Source organism: Actinacidiphila sp. bgisy167 (genome assembly GCF_057707665.1).
Window position 1 is genome coordinate 25,742 of sequence record NZ_JBYIQP010000003.1, and the last position, 23,245, is coordinate 48,986.

The following is a 23,245-nucleotide window of genomic DNA, read 5'->3' on the forward strand; positions in this document are numbered from 1 at the left end:
TCCGTCATCTGTCGTAGAGAGCACTCCGATGATTCCTCTGTCCTTCGCCCAGCAGCGGTTGTGGTTCCTCGGTGAACTGCAGGGACCCAACGGGATGTACAACATCCCGATCACTCTGCGGCTCACCGGTGACCTGAACCAGGAGGCCCTGCGCACGGCACTGGCGGACCTGATCGAGCGGCACGAGGCGCTCCGTACACTGATCGCGACGGTTGACGGCGTCCCCGAGCAGCGGATTCTCTCCCCCCACGACGCGGGCCTGCGGCTACCGGTGATCGATGTGGCGGAAGACGAGATCGCGCGGGTGGTGGCCGAGGAATCCGCCCGCCCGTTCGACCTCTCCCGCGAGATCCCCTTGCGGGCATGTCTTCTCGCGGTGGCGCCACGGGACCACGTACTGGTCCTGGTGACCCATCACATCGCGAGTGACGGCTGGTCCCTGGCGCCCTTGGCGCGGGACGTCTCCACCGCCTACACCGCCCGGTCGGGCGGCCATGCCCCCACCTGGGAACCTCTGCCGATCCAGTACGCCGACTACGCGCTCTGGCAACGTGAACTCCTCGGGGGCGAGGACGACCCGGCGAGCTTCCTTGAACAGGAACTGTCGTACTGGCGGGAGGCTCTGGCCGACCTGCCGGAGGAACTGCCCCTGCCGTTCGACCGGCCGCGTCCGGCCGCGCCGAGCCACCGCAACGGCAGCGCCGACCTCGGCATCCCCGCCGAGCTGCATCGGCGGCTTGCCGCCCTTGCCCGGGCCGAGGGCGTCACCATGTTCGCGGTGCTCCATGCCGCGCTCGCCACCACGCTCTCCCGTCTCGGCGCCGGCACCGACATCCCCATCGGCACTCCGGTAGCCGGGCGTACCGAAGTCGCGTTGAGCGACCTCGTCGGCTTCTTCGTGAACACCCTGGTGGTGCGCGCCGACCTGTCGGGACGCCCCTCCTTCCGCGAGGTGCTGGCCCGGGTGCACGAGCGGAATCTGGACGCGCTCACCCACCAGGAACTGCCCTTCGAGCGGCTGGTCGAGGACCTCGCGCCCGCTCGGTCGCTGGCCCGTCAGCCGTTGTTCCAGGTCATGCTGGCGTTGCAGGACAACGTCGAGCCGGCCCTCACGCTGCCCGGCCTCGATGTGACCGTGCTGGCGAGCAGGGAGGCGCCGGCCAGGGCCGACCTCGCCGTTTCCATCAGGGAAACCTTCGGCCCCGGCGGCGCCCCGACCGGTCTCATGGGTGGCATCGGTTACGCGGCGGACCTGTTCGACCACGCCACCGTACGGACGCTGGCCGAGCGGTTCGTCCGGGCACTGGACGCCGTGACCGACGACCCGGCACAGCCCGTCGACGCCATCGACCTGCTCAGCCCGGCCGAACGCCGGCAGGTCGTGGTCGAATGGAACGACACCGCGCACGACGTCCCCGCGGCAACACTGCCCGCACTGTTCGAGGCGCAGGTGCTTCACGCCCCCGCCGCGACGGCGGTGATGTCCGAGGGTGTCGAGATCTCCTACGCCGACCTCAACGCCCGCGCCAACCGGCTCGCCCGCCACCTGGCCGACCACGGCGTCGGCCCGGAATCCCTCGTCGGAGTGCATCTCGAGCGCTCCGCCGATCTGGTCGTCACCCTCCTGGCGGTGATGAAGGCCGGCGGCGCCTACCTCCCCATCGACCCCGACCACCCCGCCGACCGGATCGCGTACCTGCTCTCCGACGCCCGGCCCGCCCTCGTCGTCACCACCAGCGCTCTCCAGCCGCGTCTGCCCGCCGGTGACACGGTGCGGCACCTCGTCCTCGACGCCGCCGCCACGGCGTTCGCCCTCGACGGCCTGTCCTCGACCGACCTCGACGACCGTGACCGCCACGGTGCGCTGCTGCCCGCGCACCCGGCGTACGTCATCTACACCTCCGGCTCGACCGGACGGCCCAAGGGGGTCGCCGTACCGCATCAGGGGGTGGTCAACCGCCTGAAGTGGATGCAGCACCAGTACCCGATCGGAGCCTCGGATCGGGTACTGCAGAAGACCCCGTTCGGATTCGACGTGTCGGTCTGGGAGTTCTTCTGGCCCCTCCTCCAGGGCGCCGTCCTGGTCGTGGCCCGCCCCGGGGGACACCGCGACCCCGCCTACCTGGCCGCTCTGATCCAGACGCGGCAGGTCACCGTCAGCCATTTCGTTCCCTCCATGCTGAAGGCCTTCCTCACCGAGCCCTCGGCCTCCCGCTGCACCACGTTGCGCGCCGTCCTCTGCAGCGGCGAAGCCCTCACCCCCGAACTCCGCGACCGGTTTCTGCGCACGCTGAACACCCCGCTGCACAACCTCTACGGCCCCACCGAAGCCTCCATCGACGTCACCCACGCCTCGCATCTCACAGGTGACGACTCGACCGTCCCCATCGGCCGACCCGTGTGGAACAGCCACGCCTACGTCCTCGACTCCTCTTTGCGCCCCGTTCCCCCCGGCGTCCCCGGCGAGCTCTACCTCGCCGGCGTCCAACTGGCCCGCGGCTACCTCGAACGCCCCGGCCTCACCGCCGAACGCTTCGTCGCCAACCCCCACGGCCGGCTCGGCGAACGCATGTACCGCACGGGCGACCTCGTCCGCTGGACCACCGACGGACAGCTGGAGTACCTCGGCCGGACCGACGACCAGGTCAAGATCCGCGGCTTCCGCATCGAACCCGGCGAGATCGAAGCCGCCCTCACCTCCCACCCGGCCGTCGCCCAGGCCGCCGTCACCGTCCGCGAGGACCAGCCCGGCGACAAACGCCTCATCGGCTACGTCGTCCCGAAGACCGGCACCGACGGCACCCACGTCCGCAACCACGTCGCCGGCCTGCTGCCCGACCACATGGTGCCCTCGGCCGTGGTCGTCCTGGACGCCCTGCCCGTGACGGTGAACGGCAAGCTCGACCGGGCCGCCCTGCCCGCGCCCGGCTACAGCACGGGACACACCGGCCGAGGGCCGCGCACCGCCCGCGAGGAGATCCTGTGCGACGCCTTCGCCGAGATCCTCGGCCTGCCGCGCGTCGGGGTGGACGAGAATTTCTTCGACCTCGGGGGGCACTCGCTGCTGGCGGTGACGCTGGTGGAACGGCTGCGCGCGCGCGGCCTGTCGGTCGATGTGCGGTCCCTGTTCACCACGCCTACCGTGGCCGGTCTCGCGGCGACCACCGGCCGAGCCGAGGTGCAGGTTCCCCCGAACCGCATCCCGGCCGGTGCGCGGGTGCTCACGCCGGACATGCTTCCCCTGGTCGACCTCGACACGGGGCACATCGCGGAGATCACCGCTCGCGTCCCCGGCGGCGCCGCGAACGTGGCGGACGTGTACCCGCTCGCTCCACTCCAGGAAGGCATCCTCTTCCACCACCTCATGGGCGGCGAGGCCACGGATGACGTGTACGTGCTGCCCACCGTCCTTCGCTTCGCTTCCCGCGAGAGACTCGACGCGTTCGTGACCGCCCTGCAGAAAGTGGTGGACCGGCACGACAACTTGAGGACCGCGGTGCTCTGGGAAGGGCTGCCCGAGCCGGTGCAGGTGGTGCTCCGGCGCGCAGTGCTGCCGGTGCGGGAGGTCGTGCTGACCGGTGACGCCGACGTTCCGGCGGGCGACCACGAACTGGTCGCCCGGCTGCTGGCGGTGTGCCCCTCGTCGATGACCGTCAGCCGTGGTCCTCTGCTCCGTATGCACGTGGCCATGCAGCCCGGCAGCGACCAATGGCTCGCGCTGGTGCAGGTCCACCACCTGATCCAGGACCACACCGCGCTGGACGTCATTCTGAGCGAGGTGTACGCGTTCATCGACGGACGCGACGACGAACTGCCCGCGCCGTCGCCGTACCGCGACGTCGTCGCGCAGGCACGGGCTCAGGTGTCCCGGCAGGAGCACGAGACGTACTTCGGTCGCCTGCTCGGCGACGTCACGGAGCCGACCACCCCGTTCGGGCTGGTGGACGTCCACGGGGACGGCACGGGAGCCGCCGAGTACACCGCCCCTATGGATCCGCGACTGTCCGGGAGGCTCCGTGAGCAGGCACGTCGCCTCGGGGTGAGCCCCGCGACGTTGTTCCACGTCATATGGTCCCGCGTGCTGGCCGCGACCTCGGGCCGCGACGACGTGGTCTTCGGGACGATCCTGTTCGGCCGGATCGGCACGGGGGCCGAACGGGTCGTGGGTCTGTTCATCAACACCCTCCCGGTCCGTGTCAGCACCCGCGGCTCCAGCACACGCGACGTCGTGCGCGCCGTACAGGCCCAGCTTGCCGAGTTGTTGCTGCACGAGCACGCACCGCTCGCGTCGGCACAGCGGATGAGCGGGATACCCGGGGAAGCCCCGCTGTTCACCTCGCTCCTGAACTACCGTCACAGCAGGAAGGACTCCGCACAGGCACGTGCCGGGCTTCCGGGCGTGGAGGTGCTTTTCACCCAGGAGCGCACGAACTACCCCGTGGGAATGATCGTCAACGACACCGGCGACGAGTTCGTCCTCACGGCCCAGGTCGTCGCACCCGGGTCGCCCGACGTCCTGTGCGCCATGATGGAGACAGTCGGCGAAGGGGTGGTCGCGGCGCTGGAGACCGCACCGGATGCGCCGCTCGGCGACATCCCGGTGCTGACGGCCGACGAGCGCCGGCGTGTCCTGGTCGAGTGGAACGACACGGCGCGGGACGTGCCGGCGACGACGCTGCCCGAGCTGTTCCAGGCCCAGGTCGCCCGCACGCCCAGCGCGACAGCGGTGGTGTTCGGTGACACCGAACTGTCCTACGCCGAGCTCAACGGCCGCGCCAACCAGCTCGCCCGCCACCTCGTCGAGCACGGTGTCGGACCCGAACGACTGGTCGCCGTGGCACTCCCCCGCTCGATCGACCTCGTCGTCGCCATCCTGGCCGTGACGAAAGCCGGCGGCGCCTACCTGCCGATCGACCCCGCCTACCCCGCCGACCGGATCGCGTACCTGCTCACCGACGCCCGGCCCGCGCTCCTCATCGCCGACGGAGCAACGCGACAACTGGCCACAAGCGGCGACGTCGCACAGCTGTCCCTGGACGTTCCCCAGCTGCGACAAGCACTGTCGGTCCTCCCCGACCACGACCTGCAGGACGCCGAGCGACTCTGCCCTCTCCTGACCACCCACCCCGCCTACGTCATCTACACCTCCGGGTCGACCGGCCGCCCCAAGGGCGTCACTGTCACCCACCACGGCCTGTCGAGCCTGATCACCGCACAGGCCGAGGCATTCACCATCACGCCTGCCAGCCGCGTCCTGCAATTCGCCTCACCCAGCTTCGACGCCGCCCTCGCCGAGATCGCCGTCACCTTGTGCACCGGCGCCACCCTCGTCACCGCCGCTCGAGAGGACCTCCTCCCCGGCCCGGCACTGACCCGCCTGGTCGCCCACCAGAACGTCACCCACGCCACCCTCCCCCCTGCGGCCCTCCCCCACCTCACCCCCCACGAGCTCCCCCACCTCACCACCCTCATTACCGCAGGCGAAGCCCTCCCGGCCCACCAGGTCACCCCCTGGGCGGCCGACCGCAACTTCGTCAACGCCTACGGCCCCACCGAAACCACCGTCTGCGCCACAACCGCCCGGCTCGCTCCTCACACTGGCGCCGCCATCGGCGCCCCCATCGCCAACACCCGGGTGTTCGTGCTGGACGCGGCACTTCGGCCGGCGCCGGTCGGCGTGGCCGGGGAGCTGTACATCTCCGGCGCCGGGCTGGCCCGCGGTTACCTGAACCGCCCCGGCCTCACCGCCGAGCGCTTCGTCGCCAACCCCCACGGCGGGCCGGGCGACCGCATGTACCGCACCGGGGACCTGGCCCGCTGGAGCGCCGACGGGCAACTGGAATACCTCGGCCGCACCGACGACCAGGTCAAGATCCGCGGCTTCCGCATCGAACCCGGCGAAGTCGAAGCCGCCCTGGCCTCCCACCCGGCCGTCACCCAGGCCGCCGTCATCGTCCGCGAGGACCGCCCCGGCGACAAACGCCTCACCGCCTACGTCGTGCCCACCACCCCGGACGTGGACGCCGCCGCGATCCGCAGCCATGTCACCGACCTGCTGCCCGACCACATGGCGCCCTCGGCCGTGGTCGTCCTGGACGCGCTCCCGCTGAGCCTGAACGGCAAGCTCGACCGCAAGGCCCTTCCCGCGCTCGCGTACGGGACAACCGAGGCGATCCGGGAGCCGCGAACCCCGCAGGAACAGCTCCTGTGCCAGATGTTCGCCGACGTCCTCGGCCTGAAGGACGTCGGGGTGGACGACAACTTCTTCGACCTCGGCGGCCACTCCCTGCTGGCCACGCGCCTTGTCAGCCGCATCCGCACCACCCTTGGCCTGGAACTCCCGATCCGGGCCCTGTTCGAAACGCCCACCGCCGCCGGACTCGCGGGCCGTCTGACCGATGCCGGGACGGCGCGCCGGGGGCTGACCACCGGACCGCGCCCCCAGGTCGTCCCCCTGTCATTCGCCCAGCAACGGCTGTGGTTCCTCGGTGAGCTCGACGGACCCTCCGGCCTGTACAACATCCCCATAGCCCTCCGGCTCACCGGCGACCTCCGCCCCGAGGCCCTCCGCACCGCCATCCACGACGTCATCACCCGGCACGAAGTCCTCCGCACCGTCTTCCCGAGCGTCGACGGCTCGCCCAGCCAGCGCATCCTCGGCCCGGAGGCGATCGACCACCGGTTCCAACTGCCCGTGATCGACGTTCCCGAAGGTGACATCGTCCGGGCCGTCAGGGAGGAGGCCGCACGCGGCTTCGACCTCGGCCGCGACATCCCCCTACGGGCACGGCTGTTCGCGGTCACGCCGCAGGACCACGTCCTGGTCGTGATCCTCCACCACATCGCCGGCGACGGGTGGTCGCTCGCACCGCTGGCACGGGACATCTCCACCGCCTACACCGCCCGGGTGGACCACCGGATTCCCGCCTGGGAACCCCTCCCGGCCCAGTACGCCGACTACACACTCTGGCAGCGTGAGCTCCTCGGGGACGAGGACGACTCCGGGAGCCTCCACGGCACGCAGCTGACCTACTGGCGTGAGACGCTCGCCGGTCTGCCGGAAGAACTCGCCCTGCCCGCCGACCGTCCCCGGCCGACGGTGGCGTCCCACCGCGGGGCCACGGCCGACATCAGCGTCGACGCGAACCTGCACGCGCGGCTGACCGCGCTGGCCCACGCCGAGGGCGTCACCATGTTCATGGTGCTCAACGCCGCACTGGCGACACTGCTCTCCCGCTTGGGGGCGGGTACCGACATCCCCATCGGCACCCCGGTCGCCGGACGTACCGATGAGAGTCTGAACGACCTCGTCGGGTTCTTCGTCAACACCCTGGTGATCCGCACCGACGTATCGGGCGCGCTCTCATTCCGGGAGGTGCTTCGGCGCGTCCGCGAGCGGAGCCTGGGCGCCCTCGCCCACCAGGACGTACCGTTCGAACGCCTGGTGGAAGACCTCGCCCCCGCCCGCTCCATGGCCCGCCACCCGCTGTTCCAGGTCATGCTCGCCCTGCAGAACACCACCGAGCCGGCACTCGGCCTGCCCGGCCTGAGCAGCCGCCTCCTGCCCAACGGGGACCAGTCCGCCAAGTTCGACCTCGACGTCCAGCTCCGCGAGACCCACGCCGGCGGCCTCCCGGCAGGCCTGACCGGCACCGTCACCTACGCGGCCGACCTGTACGACCGCACCACCGTGGACACCTTCATCCATCGGCTCATACGAGTCCTCGACGCCGTGACCACGGACCCGGCACTTCCGGTCACCGGCATCGATCTCCTCAGCGAAACCGAACGCCGACAGGTACTCGTCGCGTGGAACGACACCGGCCGGGATGTGCCGCAGGCCACGCTGGCGGAGTTGTTCGAGGCCCAGGTGGCCCTCAGGCAGGACGCCATGGCGGTCGAGTTCGGCGACGTCGCGTTGTCCTACGCGGAACTGAACACGCGGGCGAACCGCCTGGCGCGGCTCATGGGCTACCGCGGCGTCAGGCCGCGGGACCGGGTGGCGGTGATGATGGACCGCTCGGCTGATCTTGTGGTGGCAGTGCTGGCGACAGTCAAGGCCGGGGCGGCGTACGTGCCGATCGACCCGACCTATCCGGCTGACCGGATCGCCTTCATGCTGGCGGACGCCCAGCCTGCCCTCCTGGTCACGCAACAGGCCCACGTCCGCGCGGACATCCGCGGGGAGCGCCTCGTGGTGGACGATCCCGCCACGACCGCCGAGTTGGAGGACCTCTGTCGGGAGGACCTTTCGGACACCGACCGGGGCGGGAGCCTGCCGGCCACCCACCCCGCGTACGTGATCTACACCTCCGGGTCGACGGGGCGTCCCAAGGGGGTGGTCGTACCGCAGCAGGCGGTCGTCCGTCTCGTTCGGCAGGCGAACTACGTCTCGTTGGGCACTGACGACGTGGTCGCTCAGGCGTCGTCGGTGTCGTTCGACGCGGCCACCTTCGAGATCTGGGGTGCGCTGGCCAACGGCGCCAGGCTGGTGGGCGTCGACCGGAATGCGCTGCTGTCGCCCGAACAGCTCGCCGCGCAGATCGAGCGCAGCGGGATCACCACCATGTTCGTCACCACCGCGCTGTTCAACCGCCTGGCGGCGGAGCCGCACGAGGGGCTCGGACGCCTGCGGCACCTGCTGTTCGGCGGCGAGGCAGTCGACCCCTTGAGCGTGCGGCGGGTCCTGGAGCTCGCCGCGCCGGAGCACCTGCTGCACGTGTACGGGCCGACGGAGACGACGACGTTCGCGACCTGGCAATTGGTGGAGCGGGTCGAGGACGGTTCCGTGCCGATCGGCAGAGCCGTCTCCGGCGACCGGCTGTACGTCCTGGACAACGCTCTGAAGCCGGTGCCGCCGGGGGTGGCCGGAGAATTGTATGTGTCGGGGGCCGGATTGGCCCTTGGATATGTCAACCGGCCGGCGCTGACCGCGGAACGGTTCGTCGCCAGCCCCTTCGATGGGCCGGGCGAGCGGATGTACCGCACCGGAGACCTGGTCCGGTGGACCGCTGACGGACGACTCGAGTATCTCGGCCGTACCGACGACCAGGTCAAGGTCCGCGGCTTCCGCATCGAGCCCGCCGAGATCGAGACCGCTCTGGCCTCCCACGCCGCCGTCGCCCAGGCCACCGTGGTCGTCCGCGAGGATCATCCCGGAGACAAGCGCCTCGTCGGCTACATCGTCCCGGGCGACAACCCGGACGGCGCCGACCTCGGCGGCGGGGCGGTCCGGGAGTACCTGTCCCGTCTGCTTCCCGACTACATGGTGCCCTCAGCGGTGGTCGTCCTGGACGCCCTCCCCCTCACGATGAACGGCAAGCTGGACCGGAAGGCGTTGCCCGCACCCGACTACACCGCCACGAGCCCGGGCCGGGAACCGCGGACCCCCCAGGAACAACTCCTCAGCCAGGCGTTCGCCGACGTCCTCGGCCTCCCCCACGTCGGGGTCGACGACGACTTCTTCGACCTCGGCGGCCACTCCCTGCTCGCCACCCGCCTCGTCAGCCGCATCCGCACCACCCTCGGGGCCGAGATCCCGATCCGTGCCCTGTTCGAGACCCCCACCGTCGCCGGAGTCGCCCAGCGTGTGACCGAATCCGAGACGGCAGGCCAGAGGCTGACCGCCGGGCCGCGCCCCGCGACGGTGCCGCTGTCCTTCGCCCAGCAACGCCTGTGGTTCCTCGACGAACTCGAGGGACCCTCCGGGCTCTACAACATCCCCATCGCCCTCCGTCTCACCGGCGACCTCGACCACGACGCCCTGCGGACCGCCCTCACCGACGTCATCGCCCGGCACGAGGCTCTGCGCACCGTCTTCCCCAGTGTCGAGGGCACGCCGGAACAGCACATCCTCAGCCCGGACGCGATCGACCTCCGGCTGCTCGCGGTCGAGGCATCAGAAGGCGAGCTCGAGCAGGCGGTGGCCGACGAGTCCCACCGCCCCTTCGACCTGGCTCACCACATCCCGCTGCGAGCACGGCTGTTCGCGGTGACGCAGCGAGAGCACGTCCTCGTCCTGGTCCTCCACCACATCGCCGGTGACGGCTGGTCACTTGCCCCCCTGGCGCGGGACGTCGCCACCGCGTACGCAGCACGGTCGGGCGGCGACGCCCCGGACTGGGAACCGCTCCCGGTCCAGTACGCCGACTACACCCTCTGGCAGCGCCGCCTCCTGGGAGACCCCGACGACCCCGAAAGCCCGCACAGTGCGCAACTCGCCTACTGGCGAGAGGCACTGGCCGATCTGCCGGAGGAGCTCGTCCTGCCGGCTGACCGCCCACGGCCCCCCGTGGCAACCCACCGGGGCGGCACCGCGCACCTGCGCATCGCCGCCGACCTGCACCAGCGGCTCAGCGCCCTGGCGCGCGCCGAAGGCGTCACCATGTTCATGGTGCTCAACGCCGCACTGGCGACACTGCTGTCCCGTCTCGGCGCGGGCACGGACATCCCCATCGGTACGTCCGTGGCCGGCCGCACCGACGAGAATCTGGACAAGCTTGTCGGGTTCTTCGTGAACACCCTGGTCATCCGCACCGACGTGTCGGGAAACCCGTCGTTCCGGGAGATGCTGCGCCGCGTCCGCGATCGGAGCCTGGGCGCCCTCGCCCACCAAGACGTGCCGTTCGAACGCCTGGTGGAAGACCTCGCCCCCACCCGGTCCATGGCCCGCCACCCGCTGTTCCAGGTCATGCTGGGCCTGCAGAACACCGCATCGCCCGCCCTCGACCTGCCGGGACTCGCCACGGACCTGCTGCCGACCGGCGACCAGCCCGCCAAGTTCGACCTCGACGTCCAGCTCCAGGAGTCCTTCGCCCCCCACGGCCGGCCGAACGGCCTGAGCGGCGTCATCACCTACGCGACCGATGTGTTCGACCACACCACGGTCGTCACTCTCATCGAACGGCTCGTCCGGCTCCTCGAGGCCGTGGCTGCCGACGCCGCCCGTCCCGTCACCGGCATCGACCTGCTCAGCCCGGCCGAACGTCGCCAGGTCCTCGTGGAGTGGAACGACACGGCCCACGAGGTGCCGGCGTCAACGCTTCCCGAGTTGTTCCAGGCGCAGGTGGCCCGGACACCGGACGCCACGGCCGTCGTTTTCGAGGACAGCGAGGTGTCCTACGCCGATCTCAACGCACGCGCCAACCAGCTCGCCCGCCTCCTGGTCACACACGGCGCCGGCCCCGAACGGCTCATCGCCCTGGCACTCCCCCGCTCGACCGACCTGATCGTCACGATTCTGGCCGTACTGAAAACAGGCGGCGCCTACCTCCCCGTCGACCCCGACCACCCCGCCGACCGGATCGCCCACCTGCTCACCGACGCACGGCCGGAGCTTGTGGTCACCACGGAAGCCGTCAACCCGGACGGGAACGTCCCCCGGCTCGTCCTCGACGACCCGCACACGGCAGGCGTCCTCGACGACCTGCCCGACGGCGACCTCGACGACGTCGAGCGGCACGGCGTGCTGCTGCCCGAACACCCGGCGTACGTCATCCACACCTCCGGCTCCACGGGACGGCCCAAGGGCGTGACCATCACCCACCAGGGCGTGGTCAACTACATCGCCCGCACCTGGCACGCCTATCCCCATCTCGGGGGCAGCACTCTGCTCCACGCGTCCATAGCCTTCGACCTCGGCGCCACGGCGCTGTACGGCGCGCTCACCAGCGGCGGACGACTCCACATCGCCACCTGGGACGAAACGCTCCCCGCCACCCTCGCCGGCCACGAGATCACCTTCCTCAAGGCCACCCCCAGCCACCTGGCGTTCCTCCAGACTCTCCCCGGCAACTGGGCGCCCACCGGGCAGCTCATGCTCGGCGGAGAACCCCTGCGCGCGGCGCAACTCCAGCAGTGGCATCGTGATCACCCGGACGTGCCCGTCGTCAACCACTACGGACCGACGGAGACCACCGTCGGGATCACCGACCACCCCGTGATCGCCGCCGGCGACACCGGGCAGGGGATCACGCCCATCGGCCGCCCGATGTGGAACACCCAAACCTATGTCCTCGACCCGGCCCTGCGGCCGGTTCCCCCCGGCACCCCCGGCGAGCTGTACGTCGCCGGCGCCCAACTCGCCCGCGGATACCTCCACCGCCCCGCCCTCACCGCCGAGCGCTTCGTCGCCAACCCCTACGGCCCGTCCGGCCAGCGCATGTACCGCACCGGCGACCTCGCTCGCTGGACCAGCGACGGCCGGCTCGAATACCTCGGCCGCACTGACGACCAGATCAAGGTCCGCGGCTTCCGCATCGAACCCGGAGAGATCGAGGCCGCCCTCGCCTCCCACCCCGCGGCCGTGCAGGCCGCCGTGGTCGTCCGCGAGGACCGCCCCGGAGACAAACGCCTCATCGGCTACATCGTCCCGGCAACGGACGTGGACGGCGCCGCCGTCCGCGCCCACGTCGCGGGTCTGCTGCCCGACTACATGGTGCCGTCGGCAGTCGTGGTCCTGGACGCGCTCCCGCTCAACGCCAACGGGAAGCTCGACCGCCGTGCCCTCCCCGCGCCCGCCTACGAGACGACCGGGGGAAGCCGGGAACCACGGACTCTCCAGGAAGAACTCCTGTGCCAGGTGTTCGCGAGCATCCTCGGCCTGCCGCACGTCGGGGTGGACGACGACTTCTTCGACCTCGGCGGCCACTCACTGCTCGCCGTACGGCTGGTCAGCCGCGTCCGCACGGTGCTCGGGGCGGAGGTCCCCATTCGGGCCCTGTTCGAGAGCCCCACGGTCGCCGGGCTCGCGGCCAGGCTGGGGAACATGGGTGAGGGACGGCCCCGGGTCACGCCCAGGCCGCGGCCGGACGTCCTGCCGCCGTCCTTCGCCCAGACGCGGCTGTGGCTGGTGCGTGAGCTGGAAGGCGGAAACGCCAACTACAACATCCCGGTGGCCCTGCGGCTGACCGGAGACCTGGACATCGAGGCGACACGCGCCGCCCTGCACGATGTCCTCGTCCGGCACGAAGTGCTGCGAACCGTTTTCCCGGCCCCCGACGGCGCGCCGCAGCAGTCGGTTCTCCCGTCGGAGTCCGTGTCCTTCGGCATCCCGCTCATCGACGTATCCGAGGCGGACCTGCGCGCGGAGATGGCGCGGGTGTCGCGCTCCGCGTTCGAACTGCGCACCGACATCCCGCTGCACGCCTGGCTCTTCAGGCTGGGCCCGCGGGAGCACGTGCTGGTGATCGTGGTGCACCACATCGCCGCCGACGCGTGGTCACTGGTCCCTCTGGCAAGGGACGTGTCGGCCGCCTACACGGCCCGGGCCCAGGGCAGGCCGCCCGTGTGGGAACCGCTGCCGGTCCAGTACGCCGACTACTCCCTGTGGCAGCGTGAGCTCCTCGGAGACCCGGAAGACCCCGCGAGCCTCCACCACACCCAACTCGCCTACTGGCGGGAGAGGCTGGCCGGGCTGCCGGAAGAGCTCGCCCTGCCCGCCGACCGCCCCCGGCCCCGGACGGCCACCCACCGGGGCGACACCTCCGGCCTGCACATCGGCCCCGGCCTGCACCAGCGGCTGACCGCCCTGGCGCGCGCCGAAGGCGTCACCATGTTCATGGTGCTCAACGCCGCCCTCGCGACACTGTTCTCCCGCCTCGGCGCGGGCACCGACATCCCCATCGGCACCCCCGTCGCCGGACGTACCGACGAAAACCTCGACCAGCTCGTCGGCTTCTTCGTCAACACCCTGGTCATCCGCACCGACCTGTCCGGCGACCCCACCTTCCGCGACCTGCTCCACCGCGTCCGCGACGAGAGCCTGGGCGCCCTCGCACACCAGGACCTGCCGTTCGAACGGCTGGTGGAGGACCTCGCCCCCGCCCGGTCCTCGGCGCGCCACCCCCTCTTCCAGACCATGCTCGTGTTGCAGAACGTCGCGCCCGCCACGCTCGACCTGCCCGGACTGGACATCGAGAGACTCGACGTCGGCGACAACCCGGTCTTCGACCTGTCCTTCGTCCTGGGAGAGGAGTTCGACGCCGAGGGCGGCGCCGAGGGCGTGAACGGAATCGTCACGTTCGCCGCCGATCTTTTCGACCGCCCAACCGTCGACATGCTCGTCGACCGGCTTGTCGAGCTGCTGGACGCGGTAACGGCCGACCCGGACCTTCCGGTGGGCCGCCTTGATGTGCTGGGTGCCGATGAGCGCCGGCGTGTCCTGGTGGAGTGGAACGACACCGCCCGCGACCTGCCTGCGGCGACGCTGCCCGAGCTGTTCGAGACCCAGGCCACCCGCACCCCGGACGCGACCGCCGTCGTGTTCGGCGACACCGAACTCTCCTACGCCGACCTCAACGCCCGCGCCAACCTCCTCGCCCGCCACCTGGTACAGCAGGGCGCCGGACCCGAGCAACTGGTCGCCCTGGCACTCCCCCGCTCCACCGACCTCATCGTCGCCATCCTGGCCGTCGCCAAAGCCGGCGCCGCCTACCTGCCGATCGATCCCGCGTACCCTGCCGACCGGATCGCCTACCTCCTCACCGACGGCCGGCCGGCACTCGTCATCACCAGCGAAGCGGCGCGGGGGAAACTGACCGCGGCCGACGTCGCACAGCTCTCCTTGGACGACCCCCGACTGCGACAGGCCCTGTCCGGCCTCCCCGACCAGGACCTGCCGGACAGCGAACGACGCGCTCCCCTGCGCACCGCCCACCCCGCTTACGTCATCTACACCTCCGGCTCCACCGGCCGTCCCAAGGGCGTCACCGTCACCCACCACGGCCTGTCGAGCCTGATCACCGCGCAAGCCGAGAAGTTCGCGATCACCACCGCGAGCCGCGTCCTGCAGTTCGCCTCACCCAGCTTCGACGCCGCTCTCGCCGAGATCGCGGTGACATTGTGTAGCGGTGCCTGCCTTGTCCTGGCGGCTCAGGAGGACTTGGCGGGCGGGCCTGAGATGACCCGCCTGATCACCGCCGGCGGGGTGACTCATGTGACCCTGCCGCCGGTCGTCCTGGCCGAGCTCGCGCCGGACAGCCTGCCCACGGTGACGACGCTGGTGACCGCCGGCGAGTCGCTGCGGCCGGATCTGGTCGGCCGCTGGGCGGCGGGGCGGCGTCTGGTCAACGCCTACGGCCCGACGGAGTCGACGGTCTGCACGACGATGGGGGTGCTGAGCGCCGACAGCGCGGTCCCGTACATCGGGCAGCCGATCGCCGACACCCAGGTGTTCGTGCTCGACGTCGCGCTTCGGCCAGTTCCGATCGGGGTGGCCGGGGAGCTGTATGTCTCCGGGGCGGGTCTGGCCCGGGGATACCTCGGCCGGCCCGCGCTGACCGCGGAGCGGTTCGTCGCCAACCCGTACAGCAGGGCGGGCGATCGGATGTATCGGACCGGGGACCTGGCCCGGTGGACCGCCGACGGGCAACTGGAATACCTCGGCCGTACCGACGACCAGGTCAAGATCCGCGGCTTCCGCATAGAGCCCGGCGAAGTCGAAGCCGCCCTGGTCTCCCACCCGGCTGTCGCCCAGGCCGCCGTCGTCGTCCGCGAGGACCAGCCCGGCGACAAACGCCTCACCGCCTACGTCGTGCCCACCACCCCGGACGTTGACGCCGCCGCGATCCGCAGCCATGTCACCGCCCTGCTGCCCGACCACATGGTGCCGGCGGCGGTCGTCGAACTGGACGCGCTCCCGCTGACGGTGAACCGCAAGCTGGACCGCAAGGCCCTTCCCGCACCCGACTACGCTGCCGGTGCCAGCGGCCGGGGTTCGGCGAACGCCCAGGAGGAGATCCTGTGCGCGGTCTTCGCCGACGTGCTTGCCGTGCCGTCGGTCGGGGTCGACGACGACTTCTTCGACCGCGGCGGCCACTCCCTGCTCGCGACACGGCTCGTCAGCCGCATCCGGTCGGCGTTCGGCGCGGAAGTCCCGATCCGGACCCTGTTCGAGGCCCCCACCCCCGCCGCCCTCGCCGCCCGGCTGACCACCTCCGGCACGTCCCGGCCCCGACTGGCATCGGCGCAGCGACCGGAGCTGGTGCCGCTGTCGTTCGCCCAGCAGCGCCTCTGGTTCCTGGGCGAGTTGGAAGGTCCGTCCCCGACCTACAACATCCCGATGGCGCTGCGGCTGACCGGCGCCCTCGACACCGATGCCCTGCACGCCGCGCTGCGCGACGTCGTGGGTCGGCACGAGGTCCTGCGCACGGTGATCACCGCGGTCGACGGCCGGCCCCACCAGCGACTCGTGGGTGCCGACGCCGTCGGCGACCTGCTCACGGTCCTCGACGCCCGACGCCTCCCGCAGACCGAGCTCACCCGCCTGGTGGGCGAAGCAACGCAGCACCGCTTCGACCTTGGAGGCGAACTCCCTCTACGAGCACGACTGTTCCGGACCAGTCGGCACGAGCACCTGCTCGTCGTGGTGATGCACCACATCGCCGGAGACGGCTGGTCCCTGGGACCGCTGGCCCACGACGTGTCGACCGCCTACACCGCCCGCGCCAACGGCCAGGCGCCGGCCTGGAAACCGCTCCTCGTCCAGTACGCCGACTACAGCCTGTGGCAGCGGGAGCTGCTGGGCGCCGCGTCCGATTCCGCCAGCCTGCTGTCGGAGCAGTTGGCCTACTGGCGTAAGGCACTGGACGGGGCGCCGGAGGAACTGGCACTACCGGTCGACCGACCGCGTCCACCGCTGGCCACCCACCGAGGCGGCACCGTCGACCTCCACATCGACGCCGAAGTCCACCAGGCAGTCGTGAACCTGGCCCGAGCACACGGCGTGACCGTGTTCATGGTGATGCAGGCAGCACTGGCGGTCCTGCTCAACCGCCTCGGCGCCGGCGACGACATCCCTATCGGCACCCCCGTCGCCGGACGCACCGACGAAGCGCTCGACGACCTCGTCGGTTTCTTCGTCAACACCCTCGTCCTGCGCTCCGACCTGTCCGGGAACCCGGACTTCACCCAACTCCTGCAACGCACCCGCGAGCGCGCACTCCATGCCTACGCACACCAGGACGTCCCGTTCGAACGCCTGGTGGAAGAGCTCTCGCCCGCCCGGTCCATGGCACGCCACCCCCTGTTCCAGGTCATGCTCACCCTCCAGAACACCGGACAGGCCCAGCTCGACCTGCCCGGCCTGACCGTCGACGCACTGCCCACCGGCAACGGTCCCGCCAAATTCGACCTGGACCTCCAACTCCGCGAACGCCACACCCACGACGGAACCCCCGCAGGCCTGCACGGCGCGCTCACCTACGCCACCGACCTCTTCGACCACGACACGGCCGCCCGTGTCTGCGAACGATTCAACCGCGTGCTGGAAACCGTGACCGCCGATCCGTCAGTGCCGGTCAACCGCATGGACGTGCTCGGCGCCACCGAGCGGAACCGCATCCTGCTGGAGTGGAACGACACCGCCCGCGACGTTCCCCTCGCGACCCTTCCCGAGCTGTTCCAGGCCCAGGCCGCCCGCGCCCCGGACGCCACCGCGGTCGTGTTCGAGGACACCGAACTGTCCTACTCCGCACTTAACGCCCGTGCCAACCGACTCGCACGCCTCCTCATCGACCGAGGCGTACGGCCTGAGGACATCGTCGCTCTGGCACTGCCGCGGTCGATCGACCTCATCGTCGCCATCCTGGCGGTGATGAAGGCCGGTGGCGCCTATCTGCCGATCGATCCCCGTCATCCCGCGGATCGGATCGCCTACGTGCTCGCCGACGCCCGACCGGCCGTCCTCGTCACCGGCGCAGCCGCGCAGGACGAACGGGCACTCAGCGATCTGGTGTGCCTGTCGCTGGAGGATGCGCAGCTGCGGGACACCCTGGCGGCCTACCCCGCCCACGACGTGATCGACGCCGAACGTCACGGTCCGCTCCGGACCGGCAACCTCGCGTACGTCATCTACACCTCTGGCTCCACGGGCAGTCCCAAGGGTGTCCTGGTCACACACCGAGGTGTGCCGAACCTCGCCGCCGATCACATCGAGCGCCTCGAGATCGGACCGGAGAGCCGGCTGCTCCAGTTCGCCTCACCCAGTTTCGACGCCTCGGTGGCCGACATGTGGCCGGCGTGGCTGGCGGGTGCGGCAGTGGTGCTGGCTCCCGCTGACCAGATGGTCCCCGGTGCGCCGTTGGCGAGGCTGGCCGCGCGGCAGCGCGTCACGCATGTGACCCTGCCCCCCGCAACGCTGCCCCTGCTCGCCTCGGCGGGCGGTCTCCCGGAGGGGACGACTCTGGCCGTCGCCGGAGACGTGTGCCCGCCGGAGACCGCGGAGCGGTGGGCGCGCGGCCGGCGCATGCTGAATGTCTACGGGCCGACAGAGGCAACGGTCGCCTCGCTGGCCAGCGCCCCCTTGTCCGGGTCCGGTACTCCGCCCATCGGCGCACCCTTGTGGAACATGCGCGCTTACGTGCTTGACTCCGCTCTGCGACCGGTACCCCCCGGCGTCGCCGGCGAGTTGTATCTGGCCGGCGTGCAGCTGGCCCGGGGATATCTCGACCGGCCCGGCCTGACCGCGGAGCGCTTCGTCGCCAACCCCTATGGCACCGCGGGCGAGCGGATGTACCGCACCGGCGACCTCGCCCGCTGGACCGCCGACGGGCAAGTGCAGTACCTCGGCCGCACCGACGACCAGGTCAAGATCCGCGGCTTCCGCATCGAACCCGGCGAGATCGAAACCGCGCTCCTCACCCACCCAGCCGTGAGCCAAGCCGCCGTCGTCGTCCGCGAGGACCAGCCCGGCGACAAACGCCTGGTCGGCTATGTCGTCCCCACCACGTCGGACCTGGACAGCGCCGCGGTGCGCGCCCACGTCGCCACCCTGCTGCCCGACTACATGGTCCCGTCGGCGATCGTCGAGCTGGACGCGCTCCCGCTCACGGCGAACCGCAAACTCGACCGCAAAGCCCTGCCCGCCCCCAGCTACGCCGCCGGAGCCAGTGTCACCGGCCGGGGTCCGGCGAACGTGCAGGAGGAGCTCCTGTGCGCGGTCTTCGCCGACGTCCTCAACCTGCCGTCCGTCGGAGTCGACGACAACTTCTTCGAACTGGGCGGGCACTCCCTGCTCGCGGTGGCACTGGTGGAGAGGGCGCGTGAGCGAGGCATCACCGTGGATGTCCGCTCGCTGTTCGTCAACCCGACGGTGGCGGAACTGGCAGCGGCCGCCCCGCGGACGGGCCGGCAGGTGGCCGTCCCACCGAACGGCATCCCTGCCGACGCCACGGCGATCACGCCGGAGATGGTGACGCTGGTCGACCTCACCCGCGAGGAGATCGACCGGATCGTCGCCGCCGTTCCGGGAGGGGCGGTCAACATCGCCGACATCTACCCGCTGGCCCCGTTGCAGGAGGGCATCTTCTTCCACTCCCTGATGGAGGACGGGAACGTCGGCGACCCCTACGTCCTGCCGATCGTGCTGGGCTTCGACTCCCGGACACGGGTGGAGGCGTTCCTCTCCGCGGTGCAACGGGTCGTCGACCGGCATGACATCCTGCGGACCTCCTTCGTCTGGGAGGGACTGCGCGAGCCCGTCCAGGTGGTGGCGCGCCAGGCACTGCTCACCGTGCGGGAGGTGGACCTCCCCGCAGGCACGGGTCATGGCAGCTCGGACACGGCGGACAGGCTCCTCGCCGCGTGCCCGCCGCGCATGGACCTCTCCCGAGGCCCGTTGCTGCACGCCCATGTGGCACGGCAACCTGGTGGGGACCACTGGACGGTGGTCCTGCAGGTCCATCACCTCATCCAGGACCACACCGCGTTGGACGTGGTCATGGCCGAGGTGGCCGCCTTCCTCGACGGGCGGCAGGACGCCCTGCCCGAGCCGCTGCCCTTCCGGGAGTTCGTCGGCCAGGCCGCCACGGGAGTGTCCCCCCGGCAGCACGAGTCGTTCTTCGCTGCGCTGCTCGGCGACGTGAGCGAGCCGACCGCGCCCTACGGCGTGCTGGACGTCCTCGGAGACGGCCGTGACGTGGCCGAGGCGCGCATGCCACTGGACTCGGGCCTCGCGGCGAGGCTGCGTGAGCAGGCGCGGCACCTGGGTGTCAGCCCGGCGACGCTGTTCCACGTCGCGTGGGCGCGCGTCGTGTCAGCCACCTCCGGCCGTGACGACGTGGTGTTCGGCACCGTGCTGTTCGGCCGGATGAACGCCGGAACCGGCGCTGACCGGGTGCCGGGATTGTTCATGAACACCCTTCCCGTCCGGGTGAATGCGAACGCCGGGGCCGTGCTTGACGCGGTGCGGGGGATGCAGCGGCAGCTCGCGGAGCTGCTGGTGCACGAGCACGCCCCCTTGACGGTGGCGCAGCAGGCCAGTGCGGTCCCCGCTCGGACACCGCTGTTCACCTCGCTGTTCAACTACCGCCACAGCGCGGCTGCCGCCGCCGGCGCCGGGCTGGACGGAGTCGAACTGCTCCAGGCACACGAGCGCACCAACTACCCTGTCACGGTCAGCGTCGATGACACCGGTGAGGGCTTTGCCGTGAAGGCTCAGACGGTGTCACCGATCGAGCCCCTCGCCCTTGCCTCCATGGTGATCACGGCAGCCGAGGCCATCGTTTCCGCGCTGGAGAAGGCACCGTCGACCGCACTCAACCAGGTCGTGGTGCTGGAGAACGTCGAGCGGGAGCGGATCCTCCTCGAGGGGAACGGCACTGCCCGCCAGGTTCCTCCCGCCACGCTTCCCGAGTTGTTCCAGTCGCAGGCGGCCCGGACCCCGGACGCGACCGCCGTGGTGTTCGAGGGCCTCCGGCTCTCCTACGCGGAGCTGAACGCGCAGGCCAACCGGCTGGCACGACTGCTGGTGGCACGCGGCGCGGGTCCCGAGCAGCGGGTGGCAGTCATGATGGACCGCTCCCCGGATCTCGTCGTCACCCTGCTCGCCGTGCTCAAGACCGGCGCAGCATACGTGCCGGTCGACCCCGAGTACCCGGCCGAGCGGGTGGCCTACGTGCTGCGGGACGCCAAACCCACCCTGGCGGTCACCACCCGCCACATCGACAGCGCTCTACCCGAAGCCGTGGCGCGGGTGATGCTGGACGACCCCACGACCCTGACCCAGCTCAAAAGGTCAACAGGCACGGACCTCTCCGACACCGACCACACCACAACCCTGCTGCCCGCCCACCCCGCTTACATCATCTACACCTCCGGCTCCACCGGACGACCCAAGGGCGTGACCGTCCCCCACACCGGTGTCGTCAACCGGCTCACCTGGATGCAGGACGCCTACCGCCTCACCCCGCACGACCGCGTCATACAGAAGACACCGTTCGGATTCGACGTATCGGTCTGGGAGTTCTTCTGGCCCCTGCTCGAAGGCGCCACCCTCGTCATGGCCCGCCCCGGCGGACACCGCGACCCCGAATACCTGACCGAGCTCATCCAGCGCGAACACGTGACCATCGCCCACTTCGTCCCCTCGATGCTCCAGGTCTTCGTCACCGCGGCCGAGACGGCACAATGGACGACGCCGTCCCTGCGCGCCGTCATGGCCAGCGGCGAAGCCCTGACCGCCGACCTGCGGGACCACTTCACGAAGGCGTTCGACATCCCCCTGCACAACCTGTACGGGCCCACCGAGGCATCCATCGACGTCACCGCCTACACCTGCGAACCCGATACCGACACCAGCGGTGCCGTACCCATCGGCCGCCCCATCTGGAACACCCAGGCCTACGTGCTCGACGCCGCACTGCAACCGGTACCGCCCGGCGTCGCCGGAGAGCTCTACCTCGCCGGGACCCAACTCGCCCGGGGATACCACGACCGGCCCGCACTGACCGCAGAACGCTTCGTCGCCACCCCCCACGGCGAACCCGGCGAACGCATGTACCGCACCGGCGACCTCGCCCGCTGGAACACCAACGGACAACTCGAATACCTCGGCCGCACCGACGACCAGGTAAAGATCCGCGGCTTCCGCATCGAACCCGGCGAGATCGAAACCGCACTCCTCACCCACCCAGCCGTGAGCCAAGCCGCCGTCATCGTCCGCGAAGACCAACCCGGCCACAAACACCTGGTCGGCTACGTCGTCCCGGCGAGCGGTCCGGACGGCGGTGTCGACTTCACGGAACTCCGTGCGGGTCTGTCCGCCATGTTGCCGGAGTACATGGTCCCGTCCGCGATCGTCGTCCTGGACACCCTGCCGCTGACCGTGAACGGCAAGCTCGACCGCACGGCACTGCCGGCACCGGACCACACCACCGGGCACACGGGCCGGCAACCGCGAACCACCGACGAGAACGTGCTCCGCGAGATATTCGCCGACGTCCTCGGCCTCGGCCTTCCCGCGGTCGGGGTGGATGACAACTTCTTCGACCTTGGTGGGCACTCGCTGCTCGCCGTGCGGCTGCTGGGTGAGATCCGCAACGCCACCGGCTCGCATCTGTCGCTCATGAGCGTGTTCCAGAACCCGACCGTGGCGGGCCTGGCATCGATACTCGGCACCGGCACCGGCACCGGGGAGGACCTCTTCCAGCCGGTGATCGCGCTACGCGGGCACGGCGACCGGCCGCCGCTGTTCTGCCTTCCCCCTGCCAGCGGTTTCGGCCTGTCCTACATCGGTCTGGTGCGGCACCTGGACACCGGCCAGCCCGTGTACGGACTGCAGGCTCCGGGCGTCACCCGAGCGCAGGCTGTCCCGTCCGACCTCAACGCGCTGGTCACCTGGTACGTGGACCACATCACGAGCGTCCAGCCGAGCGGCCCCTACCACCTGCTCGGCTGGTCCATGGGCGGCAACCTCGCGCATGCCGTCGCGGTACGGCTCCAGCAGACCGGGCAGGAGGTGGCCCTGCTGGCCATGATGGACGCCTATCCACCGGACATCGACGCGCCGCACGAGGATGCCGACGACCACACCGTCATGCTCCAACTGCTGCTTGCCCTCGGGAGCACGCTGGACACACGGGAGCACCCGCTCACCGTGCCCGAGACGCTGGAGATCATCAGGGAGGAATTCGCCGGTTTGGAGGAGCTCACCGAGGACCACCTCCGAGGGGTCATGCAGAACACCCGGGACAACTGGCGGATGGTCCGGGGCACTCCACCGGGACGATTCGCCGGCGACATGCTCCATTTCCCCGCGACCGAGAGCGGGTTCTCGCAAGAAGAGGTTCTCCAGCAGTGGGCACCCCACTTCACCGGGCGCCTGCAGATCCATCCCGTCGCTTCCTCACACAACGACATGACCCGGCCCGAGCCCCTGCGTCAGGTGGCGACGGCACTGGCCGCCGTCTTGGCGAGACGTTCGCAATGACGTCGGGGGCCCACGCGCGATCTCGCGCGTGGGCCCCCG

1 protein-coding gene is annotated in these 23,245 nt (G+C 70.6%); it reads left to right on the plus strand.

Annotation, left to right across the window (positions count from 1 at the left end):
* Positions 1-28 precede the first annotated feature (28 nt).
* Positions 29-23,206 (plus strand): non-ribosomal peptide synthase/polyketide synthase, encoded by a 23,178-nt coding sequence (locus tag AC3ET4_RS01830; RefSeq protein ID WP_431945103.1) that lies wholly within the window; start codon positions 29-31, stop codon positions 23,204-23,206.
* The last annotated feature ends 39 nt before the right edge of the window (positions 23,207-23,245 follow it).